This window comes from Microbulbifer sp. YPW16 (genome assembly GCF_021290385.1).
GTDB lineage: Bacteria > Pseudomonadota > Gammaproteobacteria > Pseudomonadales > Cellvibrionaceae > Microbulbifer > Microbulbifer zhoushanensis.
The window spans coordinates 1,243,983-1,261,138 of sequence record NZ_CP089928.1 but is presented as its reverse complement, the minus strand read 5'-3'; the positions used below and the strand labels follow the sequence as shown (position 1 = coordinate 1,261,138).

General features: G+C 62.4%; 15 protein-coding genes. 8 read left to right on the top strand and 7 right to left on the bottom strand.

What is annotated here, in order from left to right; genetic code table 11:
• Window positions 1-4: 4 nt before the first annotated feature.
• Window positions 5-2,602: a leucine--tRNA ligase gene (leuS, locus tag LVE68_RS05480; protein WP_233006020.1), complete on the bottom strand. Its 2,598-nt coding sequence runs from the start codon at window positions 2,600-2,602 to the stop codon at window positions 5-7.
• A gap of 91 nt (window positions 2,603-2,693) precedes the next feature.
• Here leuS and LVE68_RS05475 point away from each other — a divergent pair, with 91 nt between their 5' ends.
• From LVE68_RS05475 to LVE68_RS05465, 3 genes are all read left to right on the top strand, one after another.
• Window positions 2,694-3,143 (top strand): zinc ribbon-containing protein, encoded by a 450-nt coding sequence (locus LVE68_RS05475; RefSeq protein ID WP_233006019.1) that lies wholly within the window; start codon window positions 2,694-2,696, stop codon window positions 3,141-3,143.
• A complete protein-coding gene (locus tag LVE68_RS05470; protein WP_233006018.1) occupies window positions 3,143-3,922 on the top strand; it encodes a YdcF family protein in 780 nt (259 codons plus the stop codon). Before LVE68_RS05475 ends, LVE68_RS05470 begins: the two co-directional genes overlap by 1 nt.
• Before the next feature lie 326 nt (window positions 3,923-4,248).
• Window positions 4,249-4,617 (top strand): hypothetical protein, encoded by a 369-nt coding sequence (locus tag LVE68_RS05465; RefSeq protein ID WP_233006017.1) that lies wholly within the window; start codon window positions 4,249-4,251, stop codon window positions 4,615-4,617.
• A 52-nt stretch (window positions 4,618-4,669) separates the two neighbouring features.
• Here the strand turns inward: LVE68_RS05465 and LVE68_RS05460 are convergent, their stop codons facing one another.
• The 6 genes from LVE68_RS05460 to miaB form a co-directional block, all read right to left on the bottom strand.
• A complete protein-coding gene (locus tag LVE68_RS05460) occupies window positions 4,670-5,584 on the bottom strand; it encodes a TIGR01777 family oxidoreductase (RefSeq protein ID WP_233006016.1) in 915 nt (304 codons plus the stop codon).
• Window positions 5,585-5,727: 143 nt separating this feature from the next.
• Window positions 5,728-7,287, bottom strand: a complete 1,560-nt coding sequence (gene lnt, locus LVE68_RS05455) for an apolipoprotein N-acyltransferase (protein WP_233006015.1) — start codon at window positions 7,285-7,287, stop codon at window positions 5,728-5,730.
• Window positions 7,288-7,318: 31 nt separating this feature from the next.
• Entirely contained in the window at window positions 7,319-8,215 is an 897-nt protein-coding gene (locus LVE68_RS05450) for an HlyC/CorC family transporter (RefSeq protein WP_370636787.1), read from the bottom strand.
• An 88-nt stretch (window positions 8,216-8,303) separates the two neighbouring features.
• A complete protein-coding gene (gene ybeY, locus LVE68_RS05445; RefSeq protein ID WP_233006014.1) occupies window positions 8,304-8,801 on the bottom strand; it encodes an rRNA maturation RNase YbeY in 498 nt (165 codons plus the stop codon).
• 20 nt (window positions 8,802-8,821) lie between these two features.
• A complete protein-coding gene (locus tag LVE68_RS05440; protein ID WP_233006013.1) occupies window positions 8,822-9,856 on the bottom strand; it encodes a PhoH family protein in 1,035 nt (344 codons plus the stop codon).
• A 177-nt stretch (window positions 9,857-10,033) separates the two neighbouring features.
• Window positions 10,034-11,413: a tRNA (N6-isopentenyl adenosine(37)-C2)-methylthiotransferase MiaB gene (gene miaB, locus LVE68_RS05435; RefSeq protein WP_233006012.1), complete on the bottom strand. Its 1,380-nt coding sequence runs from the start codon at window positions 11,411-11,413 to the stop codon at window positions 10,034-10,036.
• 315 nt (window positions 11,414-11,728) lie between these two features.
• On the opposite strand from miaB, the gene LVE68_RS05430 reads away from it, so the two are divergent.
• The 5 genes from LVE68_RS05430 (at window position 11,729) to LVE68_RS05410 (ending at window position 17,087) form a co-directional block, all read left to right on the top strand.
• Window positions 11,729-12,061, top strand: a complete 333-nt coding sequence (locus LVE68_RS05430; RefSeq protein WP_233006011.1) for a DUF1820 family protein — start codon at window positions 11,729-11,731, stop codon at window positions 12,059-12,061.
• Between the two features lie 274 nt (window positions 12,062-12,335).
• Window positions 12,336-13,709: a hypothetical protein gene (locus LVE68_RS05425; RefSeq protein WP_233006010.1), complete on the top strand. Its 1,374-nt coding sequence runs from the start codon at window positions 12,336-12,338 to the stop codon at window positions 13,707-13,709.
• Window positions 13,709-14,494: a hypothetical protein gene (locus LVE68_RS05420; protein WP_233006009.1), complete on the top strand. Its 786-nt coding sequence runs from the start codon at window positions 13,709-13,711 to the stop codon at window positions 14,492-14,494. The genes LVE68_RS05425 and LVE68_RS05420 overlap by 1 nt, the downstream gene beginning before the upstream one ends.
• Before the next feature lie 131 nt (window positions 14,495-14,625).
• Window positions 14,626-15,417: a UDP-2,3-diacylglucosamine diphosphatase gene (locus tag LVE68_RS05415; protein WP_233006008.1), complete on the top strand. Its 792-nt coding sequence runs from the start codon at window positions 14,626-14,628 to the stop codon at window positions 15,415-15,417.
• Window positions 15,414-17,087, top strand: a complete 1,674-nt coding sequence (locus LVE68_RS05410) for a lysophospholipid acyltransferase family protein (protein ID WP_233006007.1) — start codon at window positions 15,414-15,416, stop codon at window positions 17,085-17,087. The genes LVE68_RS05415 and LVE68_RS05410 overlap by 4 nt, the downstream gene beginning before the upstream one ends.
• Window positions 17,088-17,156: the final 69 nt, after the last annotated feature.

The window sequence follows — 17,156 nt, the reverse complement described above, 5'->3', positions numbered from 1 at the left end:
TCGCTTACTTGGCAACAACGTTGACCAGTTTACCCGGTACGACAATTACTTTGCGCACCATGGCATCGCCGATAAATTTCTGCACGTTGTCATTGGACAGCGCCAGCTTCTCCAGGGTTTCCTTATCGGCATCCGCGGGGACATCCAGCTTGGCCCGTACCTTGCCATTCACCTGCACTACCAGCGTAATGCTGGAGCGCACCAGGGCCTGCTCATCCACGGCGGGCCACTCGGCGTCCACCAGGGGGGTATCGTTACCCAGGGCCGCCCAGAGCTGGTGGCAGATGTGCGGGGTGACCGGGGCCAACAGCTGTACCGCGGCCTCCAGTGCCTCACGCTCCACTGCCAGGCCCTGGTCGCTGTCGCGCTGGGCGAGCTTGCCTACTTCGTTCAGCAACTCCATCACTGCGGCAACGGCCGTGTTAAAGGTCTGGCGGCGACCGTAATCGTCGCTGACCTTCTGGATGGTCTCATGGGTCTTGCGGCGCAACTGCTGTTGCTGGTCACCGAGGCTGCCGGGCTCGATGGCAACCTTGCTGCCGCCGGCGGCAATATGGCCATGCACAGTCTTCCACAGTTTGCGCAGGAAGCGGCTCGCGCCCTCCACGCCCGCATCGTGCCACTCCAGGGTCTGCTCGGGCGGGGCGGCGAACATGGTGAACAGGCGTACGGTATCGGCGCCATACTGCTCCACGGCCGCATGGGGGTCGATGCCGTTGTTCTTGGATTTGGACATCTTGACCACGCCGCCGGCAATCACTTCCTCGCCGGTGGCGCGCTCCACGGCTTTTACCGCCTTGCCCTTGTCATCCCGCTCGACGTCCACATCTGCCGGGTTGATCCAGGTCTTGTGGCCGTTCTCCTCCCGGTAAAAGGACTCGGCCAGTACCATGCCCTGGCACAGCAGCTGCTTGAATGGCTCGTCGCTGTTGACCAGGCCCTCGTCGCGCATCAGCTTGTGGAAGAAACGCGCATACAGCAGGTGCAGGATAGCGTGCTCGATACCGCCCACATACTGGTCTACAGGCAGCCAGTAGTTGGCGCGGTCCGGGTCCAGCATGCCCTCCTCGAAGTCGGGGCAGGTGTAGCGGGCGTAGTACCAGCTGGACTCCATAAAGGTGTCAAAGGTGTCGGTCTCGCGCTCGACGGGCTCGCCGTTGAGGTCGTCCACACGCCATTCCGGGTCGGCCTTGATGGGCGACTGGACCCCGTCCAGCTCCACGTCCTCAGGCAAGAGGATCGGCAGCTTTTCCGCCGGCACCGGGATCTCGCCCCCGTCGGGCAGGTTGAACATGGGTATGGGCGCGCCCCAGTAGCGCTGGCGGGATACACCCCAGTCACGCAGGCGGAAGTTGGTGGTGACGCGGCCCTTGCCCGCTGCCTTGAGAGCGTCGGCAATGGCATTGAAAGCGGCGTCGAAGTCGAGGCCATCGAAGCCGCCGGAATTTACCAGTACGCCCTTGTCGACAAATGCCTCCTGCTCCAGGTCGACAGTCTCTTCGCCGTTGGGCGCCACTACCTGTTTGATCGGCAGGCCGTACTTGCGCGCGAACTCCCAGTCGCGCTGGTCGTGGGCGGGCACCGCCATCACCGCACCGGAGCCATAATCCATCAGCACGTAGTTGGCCACCCAAACCGGGATTTCCTCGCCGGTGATTGGATGGATGGCCACCAGTCCGGTGTCCATGCCCTTCTTTTCCATGGTGGCCATGTCGGCCTCGGACAGGGACTGCTTCTTGCACTCGTCAATGAAGGCTTTGAGTTCGGCGTTGTCTTCCGCCAGCGCCAGCGAGATGGGGTGCTCCGCGGCCAGGGAGACATAGGTGACGCCCATCAGGGTGTCCGGGCGGGTGGTGTAGACATCGAAATGGCCCACGCCGGCAACGGTCCGGGGCAGGGCAAAGCTCAGCTCGACGCCCTTGCTCTTGCCAATCCAGTTGCGCTGCATGGTGCGGACCTGCTCCGGCCAGTGGGGCAGCTTGTCCAGGTCGTCCAGCAGCTCCTGGGCGTAGTCGGTAATCTTGATAAACCACTGGGCCAGCTCACGGCGCTCGACAGTGGTGCCGCAGCGCCAGCAGCAGCCGTCTTCCACCTGCTCATTGGCCAGTACGGTGGCGTCGTGGGGACACCAGTTGACTGCAGAGTTCTTTTTGTACACCAGCCCCTTTTCGTACAGGCGGGTGAAGAACCACTGTTCCCAGCGGTAGTAGGAAGGCTGGCAGGTGGCCAGCTCGCGGGACCAGTCGAAACCGAAGCCGAGCGCCTTCAGCTGGCCTTTCATGTAATCGATATTGGCGTAGGTCCACTTTGCAGGGGCAGTCTTGTTCTGGATCGCCGCATTCTCGGCCGGCAGGCCGAAGGCATCCCAGCCCATGGGGTGCAGGACATTCTTGCCCTGCATACGCTGGAAGCGCGAGATCACGTCGGTAATGGTGTAGTTGCGCACGTGGCCCATGTGCAGCTTGCCGCTGGGGTAGGGGAACATCGACAGGCAGTAGAATTTTTCCTTACTGGCGTCCTCCGTCACCTCAAAGCTTTTCTGCTCCTCCCAGTGTTGCTGGGCGGCGGCCTCGACTGCGGCGGGGTTGTACTGCTCTTCCATCGGCGGGAACCTATACTCTTGTGATTCATTTCTTGGTCAAATAGCCATCTACCGGATAGGCTGGCGAGCGCCGAATTATATGGGGGATGCCATGGCGAAGGAACCGAAGTTGCCACAGGAAGACGATCTGGCGGAAGAACTGCGCCGCGATCTGGAAAATCTGATCGAGGATGAGCTGGCGGTGGAAGACCTGACCGCCAACAAGGCCGCTTTCCTGCGCGCCTGGTTAAAAGATGACCTGCACCGTGCAGTCGACTACCTACGGGGGCTCGGCGGGGAGTTGCAGACCCTGGAGGAGCGCACCGGCGACTGGCTACTGGATGCCGCCGACCCCACGGAGACCGCCTGGCCCAACCTGATGCGTTGTATCCGCTCCGGTGAGCCCTGGGCGCTGGCCGGGGAGATTGTCGGTCCTGACGAGGAGCTGCAGTGCCTCGGTTGCGGCTATCGCGCCCTGCCGCCCCGCGGCAGCCAGATCACCCCCTGTCACCGCTGTGGCTACGGCTGCTTCCGCCAGATCAAGGGTGGTCTGCAGGAATAATGGAGTTGCAGGCAATACTGACCACACTGGTGCTGCCGCCGCTTGCACCATTATTGGGCATGGTGCTGGCTTTCGTATTCTGGTGTTTCCCGGAATCCTCCCCTGTCGCCAAACTGTCATTGCCACTGGCTATGCTCTCGTTTGCCGTGCTGTGGATTTGTGCGACACCGGCCTTCTCCGCCTGGCTGGGTGCGCGCCTGGTGGGAGAATCGATTGAGACCCAGAGCGTGCCCCAGGCCGTCGTGGTGCTTGGGGGTGGCCGTTACCGGGACGGGAATTCCGGTAACGAACGCCTGTCGGCCACCAGCCTGGAGCGGGTGAGTTGGGCTGCCCGGGAGGCGCCGGCACAGTTGCCAGTGCTGGTCTCAGGCGGACGTGTATACGAGGCGGAACGCGCCCCGGAAGCGGAGCTTATGGCGTCGGCGATGCAGGATTTGCTGCAGCGGCCGGTGACTTGGCGCGACAATTGCAGTCGCACTACCGCGGAAAATGCCGTTAACAGTGCGAGTATTCTGCATGATTCCGGGGTTGAGAGTGTGGTGCTGGTCACCCACTGGTGGCATATGCCGCGGGCAGCGCGGGTATTCGCCCGGGCCGGCCTGCAGGTAAAGCCGTTGCCGGTGGGCAGTGCCGCAGAACTGTTGCCCCGTGCCCAGGAAGGGCTGCTGCGCTGGATGCCCAGTGCCGGGGCCCTGTTGCGAACCCAGGTCTACTGGCGGGAAGTGCTGGCCTCTGCGTGGTACCACTGGCGACCCCTGCCACCGGAATATAACTGTTAAGCGGTGGCGTTCCGGCCCGTATCGGTCGCAGAAGTAGTGCCGGGGCAGTTAAATCGCTGGCCAGACGGGAACCCTGGCGTTGTGGCCGGTTCAAAGATCCGGTCACTCTTTGAGCTTGTCCAGTTTGGGGCCGCGCACTAAGATGTCCACCCCACCGCAGTGACAGCAGGCTGGCTCGGGCCGCCAATCATGCAAGCGCCAGATGCCAGCGGGCTTTTCCGGACACAAGGTATTGCCTGGTAGCCATTACCGGCGGATAAAAAAGAATTTTGCAGTCGGAGCGCCGCTGTGGTCAGTAAAGATAAAAATAACAGAGGTACCCAGAGATGACGGACCTGCCTTCATCCTTCTCCCCGATCCAGTTGCATAACCGGCTCAATCGCCCGGTATGGCTTGGCATCAGGCGCGTGCAGCGCGACGGCCGCGAGCTGGTGTTCCTGACCGCGAGTACCAGCGGCCTGGTCAGCAAGAACTTCGAAACCTTTGCCGGACAGGTAGTGCGTGAGTTTCACCTGGACCCGGCGCAGACCGATTTCATTGAAGTGCGTGGTGATGGTGAAGAGTGGCACTGGATTCGCTGGCATGCCCAGTGGGTGGGCTCCGCTCCGATGGAATGCCGCTCTGAAGAGGTGGTGGCGGTATCCAGTCGTCGTTACCTGGAGCAGGCGCTCGAGCAGCGTACTGAGGCCGCCTGACGGGCGGTCGGGGGCGTAATGAACCTGTAGGCAGCAAACGGGGGCAGGGATATCAGGCTCGTGCCTTGTTCGCGTGGCCATTCTCCAGCAGGTCCGCCAGGGCCTGCTCCAGGGTCGGGAAGCGAAAGCTGTAGCCGCTGTCCAGGGCGGTGCGCGGTTCCATCTTCTGGCTCGCCAGCAGCAATTCCTCGGCCATCTGGCCAAACATCAGCTTCAGCATCCACGCGGGCGTGCGCATCAGGCACGGCCGGTGTAGCTGCTTGGCCAGCAGGCGGGAGAAACTGTTGTTGGTAACTGCCTCGGGTGCGCAGGCATTGAATGGCTGGCACAGGTGGTGATCGATGGCGTGCAGCATCAGGCCGACGATGTCCTCCTCGTGAATCCAGCTCATCCAGTGCTCACCGGTACTCATCGGGCCGCCAAGACCAAGGCGAAATGCCGGCAGCATCTGCGGCAGGGCTCCACCACGGGTGGATAGCACAATGGAGGTGCGCATGGTGCCAACACAGATGCCGGCCTGCTGCAGGGGCAGGGTGGCCGCCTCCCAGTCACGGCAGAGCTGGGCCGCGAAGCCGCCACCGGGAGAGCTGCTCTCACGCAGGAGGTCGCCGCCGCGGTCGCCGTAGTAGCCCACCGCGGATCCCGACAGGACATAGGCCGGTCGCTGCGGTTGGGCCAGGGTCCACTCCACCAGTTTCTCGGTGGTCTCCACGCGGGAGCGGCGGATCTCGGCCTTGCGTTTGCTGGTCCAGCGGTGGCTGATGGGTTCCCCGGCCAGGTTGACGATGACGTCCACCGGGCCATTGACCTCGTGCAGCTCACGGCAGCCCTGCGCCGCCTCACCACACAGGTCGTGCACACGTTCCGGGCGCCGGCTCAACACGGTCAGAGAGTTTCCCCGGGCCAGCCAGTGCTGGCAGAACAGGCGGCCGATCAGCCCCGTGCCGCCAGTGATTAAACAGTGCATATTGCCAAGGGCGTCCTTGCCAGATCGTTTAAGTTGTTGATGTGACTGCATCATAGCAGGCCGCAAGGGCGGTGCAGGAGGTGGTACGAGGAAAGCTGCGTCTTGGCTCACCGGGGCGGGAGGACCGCCCCGCCAGCGGCTCGTCAGTCGGTTGCCTGGCCGGCGACAGCTGCCACTGCCGGCCCGCGACGGCGGATGCGCAGGGCGACGGCGGCGGCCAGCATCGGCAGCGCCAGTGCGAATACCAGGGAGATACCGGCCCACATAAACGGGGTGGAACCGCTCCTGCCGGTCACCTTCCCAATCATGTTGGCGCGCTGGAACTGCGGCAGCCGCTCCACGACCTGCCCCTGCGGGTCGACGATTGCGGTTACGCCGGTATTGGTGGCGCGCACCAGGTAGCGCCCGGTTTCCAGGGCGCGCATCTGCGCCATCTGCATATGCTGCAGCGGGCCGATGGAATCACCAAACCAGGCATCGTTGCTGATCGTGAGCAGGACCTGGGAGGTCTGTGCGGACCCGGCCACAAGTGTGGGATAGACAATCTCGTAGCAGATCAGCGGGGCCCAGGTGAGGCCGCCGGCAGCCAGGGGGGGCTGTTCGTCCGGTCCCGGGCGGATAAATGAAGTCGGCAGGTCAAAGAACTCGATAGTGCCCCGGATCCACTCCTCCAGCGGTACATATTCGCCGAAAGGCACCAGGTGGCGCTTGTGGTAGACGTGGGGGCTGCCGCCGAAGACCGCAGCAGAGTTGTGCACCACACGCAGCCCGTTATCGACCCGGTCGTAGAGCACGCCGGTGATCAGGTCGATCTTCGTTTCCTCGGCATTGCGTTGCAGCGTCGACATCAGGTTGGGGGCCTGGCTGTAGAGCAGTGGCAGGGCTGCCTCGGGCCATATGATCACCTCTGCACCGCTCTCGCCGAGTGCCCGGCTGCCGCTCTGGTAGCGATTGATGGTTTCAGCGCGAAACTCCGGCAGCCACTTCTTCTCCTGCGGGATATTAGCCTGCACCAGGCCCACGGTCACCGGTTCTCCGGTGGCGCGGGTCCACTCCACCTGCTCGAGCAGGGCACCGGCGGGCCACGGCAGCAGGGCCGCTACCAACAGGCCTACGCGTGTGCGCCGGGCCAGGGGCAGGGGGCGCCCCGCCACCAGCAGGGCCATGACAGCGGCGGTCAGCGCCAGCAGCAGGCCGATACCGAAGACGCTGAGCAGTGGTGCCCAGCCCGCCATCCAGGTACCGGTGTGCGCGTAGCCGGCATAGAGCCAGGGAAACCCGGTAAACAGCCAGCTGCGCAGCCATTCGCCGATAAACCACAGTGCGGGAAATGCCAGCGCAAATGGCAGGGCGCGGTCGGTAAAGCGACCGAGGAAATAGAAGGGCGCGGCCAGCATGGCCGCCAGGATCACCACAAAGCCGCCGGTCAGGAGCAGGCCCAGTGGCATGGAGGAGCCACCGAACTGGGTGATCGAGACATAAACCCAGGAACCGCCACTGCCGAATAGCCCCAGGCCGAACCAGAACGCCAGCCAGGCGCTGCTGCGCCCGCGCAGCTGCAGCCCCCCGCTGCGATGCAAAACCAGTCCGGCGAAGGCTGCCAGTGACAACAGGCCACACACCCAGAGATTGAACGGGGCGAAGGACAGTGTCATGAGCGCGCCCGCAGCGGCACTGGCAAGGGGGTAGATGAGTCTGCGCATGGGTTTTCGGTTCACTACAGGCGGCGCGGGGTTATTCCGCGTCGGTGGCCGGCGACTGCTGGCGGCTGAGCCGTAGCAGGTGCACCTGGCGGTTGTCCGCATAGAGTACCCGGAAGCGGAACTCGCCCAGCTGGGTGATCTCGTCGCGTCCTGGCAGGTGGCCGAAAGACTGCATCACCAGGCCGCCCACGGTATCGAACTCCTCGTCACTGAGCTCGCTGTCGAAGTACTCGTTGAAATCCTCGATCGGGGTGAGCGCCTTGACGATAAAGTCGTTGTCGCCCACCTTGCGGATAAAGCTGTCTTCCTCTTCCTCGTCGGTCTCGTCCTCGATCTCGCCGACGATTTCCTCGAGGATATCCTCAATGGTGACCACGCCGGATACACCGCCGTACTCATCGATCACCACAGCCATATGGTACCGGTTTTCTCGGAACTCACGCAGCAGGATATTCAGGCGCTTGCTCTCGGGAATGATATTGGCGGGGCGGATGATTTCCTCGAGGCTGAACTTCTCCAGCCCTTTGAGTACCAGCGGCAAGAGGTCCTTGGCCAGCAGGATGCCACGGATATCGTCCACGCTCTCGCCGATCACGGGGAAGCGTGAGTGCCCGGACTCAATGATCTTGGGCAGGAACTCCTCGGGGGAATCCTGCAGGCTGACCACAACCATCTGTGAGCGCGGAATCATGACCTCGCGCACCTGCTGGCTGGATACGTCCAGGGCGCCCTCGATAATCGATAGGGCCTCGGCGTCTACCAGCTTGTTTTCTGCTGCATCCTTGATGATATCCAGCAGTTCGTCGCGCGATTTTGGTTCGGCGGAAAACGCGCCAAACAGCTTTTCCAGCCAGTTTTTCTCCCCGGAACGGGGCTTGCTGGAGGATTGGCTACTTGGGGGTTCGTCAGTGGTCATGGATGTGGCCATGCTCCGTCTTTCTCTCTCTATACCTGTACATTAGTCGTACATCAGGGCCGCTACCGCAACTGCTGCGGGCGGCGTGAATGATCCGTCATCACTCCGGATGGCCCTGCGGGCGCCGGGTGTCCAGCCCCTGCGGGGGGCGGTACGGGTCCGGGAAACCCAGCTCCCCGAGCAGGCGGGTCTCCAGGGTCTCCATGATTTCTGCCTCGGCATCGTCAATATGATCGTAACCGAGCAGGTGCAGTGTGCCATGGACCACCATGTGTGCCCAGTGCGCAGGCAGGGCTTTGTGCTGCTGTTCCGCCTCCGCGGCAACCACCGGGGCACAGATTACCAGGTCCCCGAGCAGGGGCACGGCGATGTCTGCCGGCAGGTCCGCCGGGAATGAGAGTACGTTGGTGGGCTTGTCCTTGCCGCGGTATTGCCGGTTAAGCTCGCGGCTTTCCGCCTCATCGACGATGCGCACGCTCAGCTCTGCCTCATCGCGGTGGTCCCGCAGGGCGGTTGACGCCCACTCGGCGATCTGGCCATCAGAGGGGAGGTCGGTGCAGCGGCTGGGCCGCTGCACGTCCAGGTGGAGGTCAGTCATGGGGGTTGGGCATCACCGGGTCAGGCCGCGTTCTCGTCGGGTTTCCCCGCGAGGGCGTCACGCTCCGCCTCATGGGCGTCGTAAGCCTCCACAATACGCTGGACCAGCGGGTGGCGTACCACGTCCTTGGCTCCGAAATGGGTAAAGCTGATGCCGTTCACCTTGCCCAGGACCTCAATCGCATGGCGCAGGCCGGAGGCCTGTCCGCGGGGCAGGTCGATCTGGCTGGGGTCACCGGTAATCACGGCGGTGGAGCCGAAGCCGATCCGGGTCAGGAACATTTTCATCTGTTCGCGGGTGGTGTTCTGGCTCTCGTCCAGGATCACGAAGGCGTTGTTGAGGGTGCGGCCACGCATGTAGGCCAGCGGGGCCACCTCGATCACATTGCGCTCGATCAGCTTGCCCACGGTCTCGAAGCCCAGCATTTCAAACAGGGCGTCGTACAGCGGTCGCAGGTAGGGATCCACTTTCTGGCTCAGGTCGCCGGGCAGGAAGCCCAGCTTTTCGCCGGCCTCGACTGCCGGGCGCACCAGCAGGATCCGCTCCACCTCGTCCTTCAGCAGCGCTTCCACAGCGCAGGCGACGGCCAGGTAGGTCTTGCCGGTGCCAGCGGGGCCGATGCCGAAGTTGATATCGTTGGTCTGCACCGCGCGCACGTAGCGTCGCTGGTTCAGGCCCCGCGGGCGCACGGAGCATTTCTTGGTGCGGATCAGCACCACCGGCTCGGATTCCTCCGCGCTGCCTTCGCTGTCCCCTGTGCTCTTGTTCTGGAGCTCTTCCACGCCTGATTGCTGCAGGGCGAGGTGGATCTCCTCAGGCGTCAGGTGATCGTGGCTGCCGGTTTCGCGGTAGAGGAAGCTGAGCAGTTCCCCGGCGGCACGCGCCGACTCTGGTTCACCGTAAAACGCGAACTCGTTGCCGCGATTGCGGATCTCGATATCCAGTCGCTGTTCTATCTGGCGCAAGTGTTGGTCGAATTGGCCACAGAGGTTGGCCAGGCGGCGGGCGTCGTTGGGCTCAAGGGTGATGCTGTGAGCGAGGGTATGTGTTTCCAAATTGGTTTCCGTGCACCTATATCCGGGATTTCATTGCTAGGGTATACCCATTTTCCCTGTAGGGGAAAGGGCGGGCTGTGACGAATCGGTTCTAAGCTTATAAGGCCTTTATACCAGGCTGGTATTACAGAACCGGGACGCCGTCCTCTGCCTGCCGCCAGCCTGGATGGGGTGCCGCTAGAACAGCGGCCCCTCCAGTTCCGAGGTCACCAGCGTGCCGCGCAGCGAGTTTGGCAATGCTTCCTCGATCACCACATCGGCGAACTTGCCGATCAGGGCCATATCGTCGGCACGGAAATTGACTACGCGGTTGTTTTCGGTCCGGCCCTGCAGCTGGCCCGGGTCCTTCCTGGAGACGCCGGTTACCAGCACCCGCTCGGTGTTGCCCACCATGCGGCGGGCAATCTCCGCCGCCTGCTGGTTGATACGGTGCTGCAGCAGCTGCAGGCGCTGCTTTTTCACTGCTTCGGGGGTGTCGTCCGGCAGGTCGGCGGCCGGGGTGCCCGGGCGCGCCGAGTAAATAAAGCTGAAGGAAATGTCAAAACCCACGTCCTGGATCAGCTTCATGGTGGCCTCGAAATCCTGCTCGGTCTCCCCCGGGAAGCCGATAATAAAGTCGGAAGACAGGCAGATTTCCGGGCGGATCTTCTTCAGTCGACGGATCTTGGATTTGTACTCCAGCGCCGTATGGCCTCGCTTCATCGCCATCAGGATACGGTCGGAGCCGCTCTGGACCGGCAGATGCAGGTGGTTTACCAGCTCCGGAACTTCGGCGTAGACATCGATCAGTGCGTCGGAAAACTCTACCGGGTGGGAGGTGGTGTAACGGATACGGTCGATCCCGTCGATGGCCGCCACGTAGGTGATCAGTTCGGCAAAATCCACCACCTGGCCGTCGTCACCGGTGGCCCGGTAAGCGTTCACATTCTGGCCCAGCAGGTTGACCTCGCGCACACCCTGGTCCGCCAGGTGCGCCACTTCCTCCAGCACGTCTGCCACCGGGCGGCTGACCTCCTCGCCACGGGTGTAAGGCACGACACAGAAGGTGCAGTACTTGGAGCAGCCCTCCATGATGGAGACAAAGGCGGTGGCGCCGTCGGCCTCAGGCTGGGGCAGGCGGTCGAACTTCTCGATTTCCGGGAAAGTGACATCCACCACTACAGCACCGTTTTTCTGTTCCCGGGTCTCCATCATGTCCGGCAGGCGGTGCAGGGTCTGCGGACCAAAAATCAGGTCCACGTAGGGTGCGCGTTTGGAGATGGCCTCGCCCTCCTGGCTCGCCACGCATCCGCCGACGCCGATGATCAGCTCGGGATTCTTTTCCTTCAGGTGCTTCCAGCGCCCCAGCTGGTGGAACAGTTTTTCCTGGGCCTTCTCGCGGATAGAACAGGTGTTCACCAGCAGGACATCCGCATCCTCCGGGTCATCCGTCGGCACCATGGCGTGCGACTCCCCGAGCAGGTCACGCATGCGCGCCGAGTCGTACTCGTTCATCTGGCAGCCGTGGGTCTTGATATAGAGCTTTTTCACTTTTGCCTGGGGCGTGGTTTCGGACATAACTGGCCTGGTTAAAAACTGTGCAATCCAAAGGGGCGGGCATTATAGCGACCCGCGCCGGCACTGCATAGATGGCGGGGCAGCTACTATATGTGGGACTGCGGTCCTGTGCTATTCTTGCGCGCTTTTTCCGGGATGGTCCAGGCGCAGGGGAAGCAATGCTTCGCGCTGGGGCCATCCACCAGCCATGGATGGCTGGGCCCGAGACTGGCCGAATGTCCGCTAGTCGCGCCAGGGACGGTGAGTGAGCACTGCGGGGAGATCCCCGTACCAAAAGCAGAATCCGCGAGGGACAACCTCCATCCTGGGAACTCTATGGCGAATCCGATCTACAAAGTCATCTTTCACAACCAGAACCAGGTGTATGAACTCTACGCCCGGGCCATCTACCAGAGCGATATGTACGGCTTTATCGAGGTAGAGGAATTTGTTTTCGGCGAAAAGTCGCAGTTGGTAGTGGATCCCAGTGAGGAGAAGCTCAAGACCGAGTTCGCCTCGGTGACCCGTTCCTACATCCCCATGCACAGCATCGTGCGCATCGACGAGGTGGAGAAAGAGGGCACCGGCAAGATTGTCGAGGTCAAGGGTGACAAGGTCGCCAAGTTCCCCTTCCCGAGTCCCATGCAGCCGCCGCAAGACGGCGAGTGAACTCCGGCGGCACCGGTGTGCCGCCCCGCAGCTTCCCGTTTCCCCCATGCCCCGTTTCCATTCAGGCCTTATACCGCTCTCCCCGTCAGCGATGGGCAACCGGTCGTCGCGCCCCGGCGGCCGAATCGACCCGGCGCCGCGAATCAGCACTATTCTTGAAGAATAAGGGATGCGTGTGTCGCTACCCTCCGGGTGCCGTTGCCAGTACCGGCACCGCAGTGGTCTGGCGCAGCGCGGATACCTAAATGTAAGGGATGTCTTTTAGGTGACGGATATGGCCTCAATACCTGCGACCAAGGCTGCCATCTCAACCCTCAAGATCGAGCAGCGCGTCGAGCGGGATGTCAAAGCCGGCATACCCGAATCGGACCGGAACAGTCACACCGAGAGCGAAGAAAGCCTGCGCTCCTATGTCACCAGTGAGATCATCGGCCGTGTCCACCGGGAGCGGCAGGCGGCACTGGACGAACAGGCCGAACGTCGCGGTGAGGCCAAAATCCGCCAGCACTACCAGGAACTGCGAAATACCGGCCGCACTATCCACCAGCGGCTGGCGAACCGCTTTGCCCTGCTGAGCCGGGAAATGGAAGGTGCCGCCGCGACGGTATCTTCGACACGCATGGACCTGGAGATATTCCGGCTCCGCAACGGACTGACCCGGGACGCGGAGTACCGCGAGTCGAGGATCCTGCATTTTTCCGTGATTTTCTTCGTGGTGATCCTCGAGACCGCCCTCAATTCCTTTTTCCTTTCGAAAGGCAGCGAGCTGGGACTGGTGGGGGGCTTCTTCCAGGCCTTTATCATTTCCCTGGTGAACCTGGGCCTTGCGGCGTTCCTGGCCTTCACGCTGCGCAACCTGTTTCACGTCAGTATCCTGAGGAAGAGCCTGTTCCTCTGCCTGTTCCTGGGCGCGGCAGCGCTGACCACCCTGTTTGTACTGGGAGTGGGCCACTACCGGGAGGCTCTCGAGGCCGACCCGTTTGCGGCCTCGGGCTTGGCAGTCGCCAGCCTGTCGGGCCAGCCGCTGGGCATCCGCGATTTCAATTCCTGGATCATGGTGATTGTCAGCGGTATGGCGGTAATGCTGCTGGCGGCCAAGTTCTTCCTGGTTGACGATCGGTATCCGGGCTATACGGCGGTGACCCGCCGGCACCGGGAGGCCCGCCGGCTCTGGCTGCAGCGCTGTGCCGATGCTTTCCGCGAGGTTGGCAGGGAGGCCGAGGAGACCCGGCGGGAAGTGTCCGGGAGAGAGCAGGAAATACGCTCGGAGTTTATCGATTTCAAGGCAAGTATCGAGCGCAGCGAGCATATCCGCCGGCAGTACGAGGAAGATATCGTCAAGGCCCAGGGGCTGCTCGACGAGCTGATCCGCCACTACCAGTCCCATGCCGAGCGCATCACCAACCGGCGCGCCGCCTATTTTGGCAAGCTGCTGCAGGTGGAGCTGGAAAAACTGCCAAAGCTGAATACCGCCGGGCTGGACCAGCACCGGGAGGACCTGTCCTGTTTCGAACGGGTCATTGCAGGCCTCGATGAGGAATATGCCGCGGCCATGGAAGCGATCAGCGAGAAACTCGAGAGCATCAATGGGCAGATCAATGCCGCCATCGAGCGGATAGAGCAGGACAAGGGACTGAGTGGGGTTTAATGAGGGAGATATTCAGTCGCCTGTCCGGCGATGACAGGAAAGGCCTGATGGTGGCGGCGCTCGGTGTCGTGATCCTGGCCGCACTTGCGGTAACCGTCGTGCGAGTGATCAATGCACCGGAGAATGACTACGACCGTAAAACGCTGTGTAATACGAGCCTGCCGCGCCCCCTGCACCATGTTTTTATCATTGATGTTTCTGACGCCCTGTCGGATTACCAGAAACACTTCCTCCGCACGCATATATCCGGTGTGCTGGAGCAGGCCGCGGTAAACGACCGCTTTACCCTCTTTGTCCTGGATGAGAAGTACCATGGACTCTCCGAGTCTGTAGTGGATATCTGCAAGCCCGAAACCGCCGACGCCGTCAGTGCACTGACCGCAAACCGCGCCTTTGTCGAGCGACTCTACCTGGAGCGCTTCGAGCAGCCACTGGACCGGGCTATCGCGGAGGTGGTTGCCGCCGGTGACCAGGAAGTGTCGCCGATTTACGAGGCGCTGTCGGATGTGGTGGCGCTGGATCGCCTGGATGGCCGGGCACAGGAGGTACACCTGACGATTGTCAGCGACATGATCCAGAACTCCAGGGCGGGGTCCGTGTTCAGCAGTGGCTCGGCTGCCATCGACAACCTGCCCCTGATCAACCTGAGGAGGGCGCGGACGACGGTGCTCTGGCTGGATCGGGAGAAATATCGCCAATACCAGACTACCGAACTCCAGCGCAGCTGGCAGGATTACCTGGCCAGTGTTTCCCGTTTTGAGCAGATAGAGCGGGTGCGCAACTAGGCCCTTGCCAGGCACAGGCGAGGCTGGCGCGAGCCCGCAGCTGTTACGCGCAACATAACCGTCAACAAATCGCCCCTGTAATGTAAAAAATATCCTGCAAGTTAGTGCAAACCGCTACTTGGGGCCTTGCAATGAGTAACCGCTACCGCGCACTGTGGATTTCCGATGTTCACCTGGGCAGCCGGGACAGTGAACCCCAGCGCCTGGCCGACTTCCTCGCCCAGCACCGCGCCGATACCGTCTACCTGGTGGGCGATATCTTCGATATGAAAGCACTTTCCCAGGGTAAGGGCAGCTGGTGCAAGGCTTCCACCCTGTTGCTGGGGATACTATCTGAAATCAGCAGCAGTACGCCCGAGGTAATCTATGTGCCGGGCAACCACGACGCCCCCATGCGGAGCTGGGCCGGCAAGCGCCTGGGTAATATCCGCATCGAGCGGGAGTGGGTGCACGAGGCCGCCAGTGGCAAGCGTTACTGGGTAACCCATGGCGACCAGTTCGAGCACCATATCAGCATCAATCCTGTCAGTTACCATATCGGTGACCAGAGCTATTACCTGATGTTGCGCTTCAATCGCTGGATCAATTACTGGCGCAGCCGTTTCGACCTGCCCTGGTGGTCGCTGGCCAATCACGTCAAGAACCGCGTAAACGCGGCACGGCGAATGATGAACCGGTTTGAACAGGTGGCTGTCCGTGAGACCGCCAGCCGCGGCTACGATGGCGTGATCTGCGGCCATATCCATCGTGGGGCGGTTCGCGATGACCGGGTTGGGGATAACCTAGTCACCTACGCGAATTGCGGTGACTGGGTCGACTCCATGAGTGCAGTCGTGGAGCAGCGTGATGGCAGCCTCGAATTGCTGCACTGGCGGCGCGCCCCGAAAATCGCCCATATCATGACCGAAGTGGTGGCGGCATGATCCAGCTGGACAGCCTGCTGGCCCGCAACCCATGGTTCAGTGCCGCGCCGCAAAAGCCCGCCCGACGGCTGGCTTCAGCCACGCTGAAGATAATATGCTGCGAACAGAAACTGCAGGAGTTTGGGCGCCTCTACCCCCACCTGGGCGGCCTGGACTTTATCCGGCAGGTGTTCGCCCACTTCAATTTCCACTATGACCTGTATCCCGGCGAGCTGGAGCGGATCCCCAGGGACGGCCCCCTGGTGATTGTATCCAACCACCCGCTGGGGAGCCTCGATGGCCTGGCTCTGATCGACATGGTGGCGCGAGTGCGTGGCGATGTGCGGGCGGTGGCCAGCCAGTTGCTGTGGAACATCGAGCCCTTGCGCCCATACCTGTTGCCGGTCGACAATTTCAACGGGCGTACCCGGCGGGCAGACGTGGAGGGGATTCACCGGCATCTTCACCGGGGTGGTGCGGTTATTGTTTTTCCCGCCGGCGAAGTCTCGCGCCTGACCCCGAAGGGCGTGCGTGACGGTCGCTGGAATCCGGGGTTTGTCCGCTTTGCCGCCAGGGCCGGGGCGCCGATCCTGCCGGTGCAGGTGCGTGGCCGCAACTCCCTGTGGTTCTACGGCCTGTCGATGGTCAACAAACCACTATCGACCCTGTGGCTGATCCGCGAAATGTTCAAACAGGCCAGCCGCAGTATCGACATCCGTATCGGCAGCCCGGTGGAGGCGGATTATTTTCGCCAGTGGCCGCTCACGCCCCCTACCCAGGCGCGCCTGTGGCGAAAGCATGTCTACCAGCTGAGTCATTCCCCGCGCCCTCTGGGGCCCGAGCCGGTTGCCGCACCGGAAGCAGCTGGAAAAGTGGCCGCGGTCATCCGCCAGTGTGAAGCGCTGGTGGAGCAGGGCGGCTTTACGGTCCGGTTGTACCGCCAGCAGCCAGACTGCCCGGTAATGCGGGAGCTGTCTCGCTGCCGCGAGGTGTCATTCCGGGCTGTGGGGGAGGGCACTGGCCTGAGCCGCGACTGGGATGCCTTTGACGCGCACTACGATCACCTGCTGCTGTGGGATGAAGACGCCCGGCAGATTGCCGGCGCCTACCGGCTTGCCAGCACCGACAGCTTGCAGCCGGAGCAGGTTTACAGCAGCACCCTGTTCAATTATCCGCGCCCGCCGCAGGAGTGCCTGCCCGGCTCGGCGGAGCTGGGCCGCAGTTTCCTGTTGCCGGACTACTGGCGTGGCCGCGGCCTGGACCTGCTCTGGTGCGGTATTGGCCAGTGGATTGCCAGGAATGATGTGCGTTACCTGTTTGGCCCGGTATCAATGCCGGGCACATTCACGGTGCGGGCCAAGTCCGCGATCGTGCGTTATTTCCTGCACCACTTCTCCACCGACAACCCGCTCGGCGATGCGCGCCTGCCGTTCGAGGAGGTCCGGCAGGACCTGCCACCCCTGGTGGGCAGTGCCGGAGAGGATATGCTGCAGCTCAAGCAGGTCCTGAAGCAGGAGGGTGTTTTGCTGCCGCCGTTGTTCAAGAAATACACTGCGGTGACCACTCCCGGGGGGACCAGTTTCCACGCCTTCAATGTGGATCCGGATTTCTGTGATTCGGTGGACGGGCTGGTGGTGGTGGACCTGCAGAAAATGGACCCGAAATTTTCCCGCAGGTACCTGGCCGGCTGACAGCGGCTTCATTGCCCGGGTCACCGATATCCGGCAGAACCAGCAAAACAAAAAGGGGCGCCGCTGCGC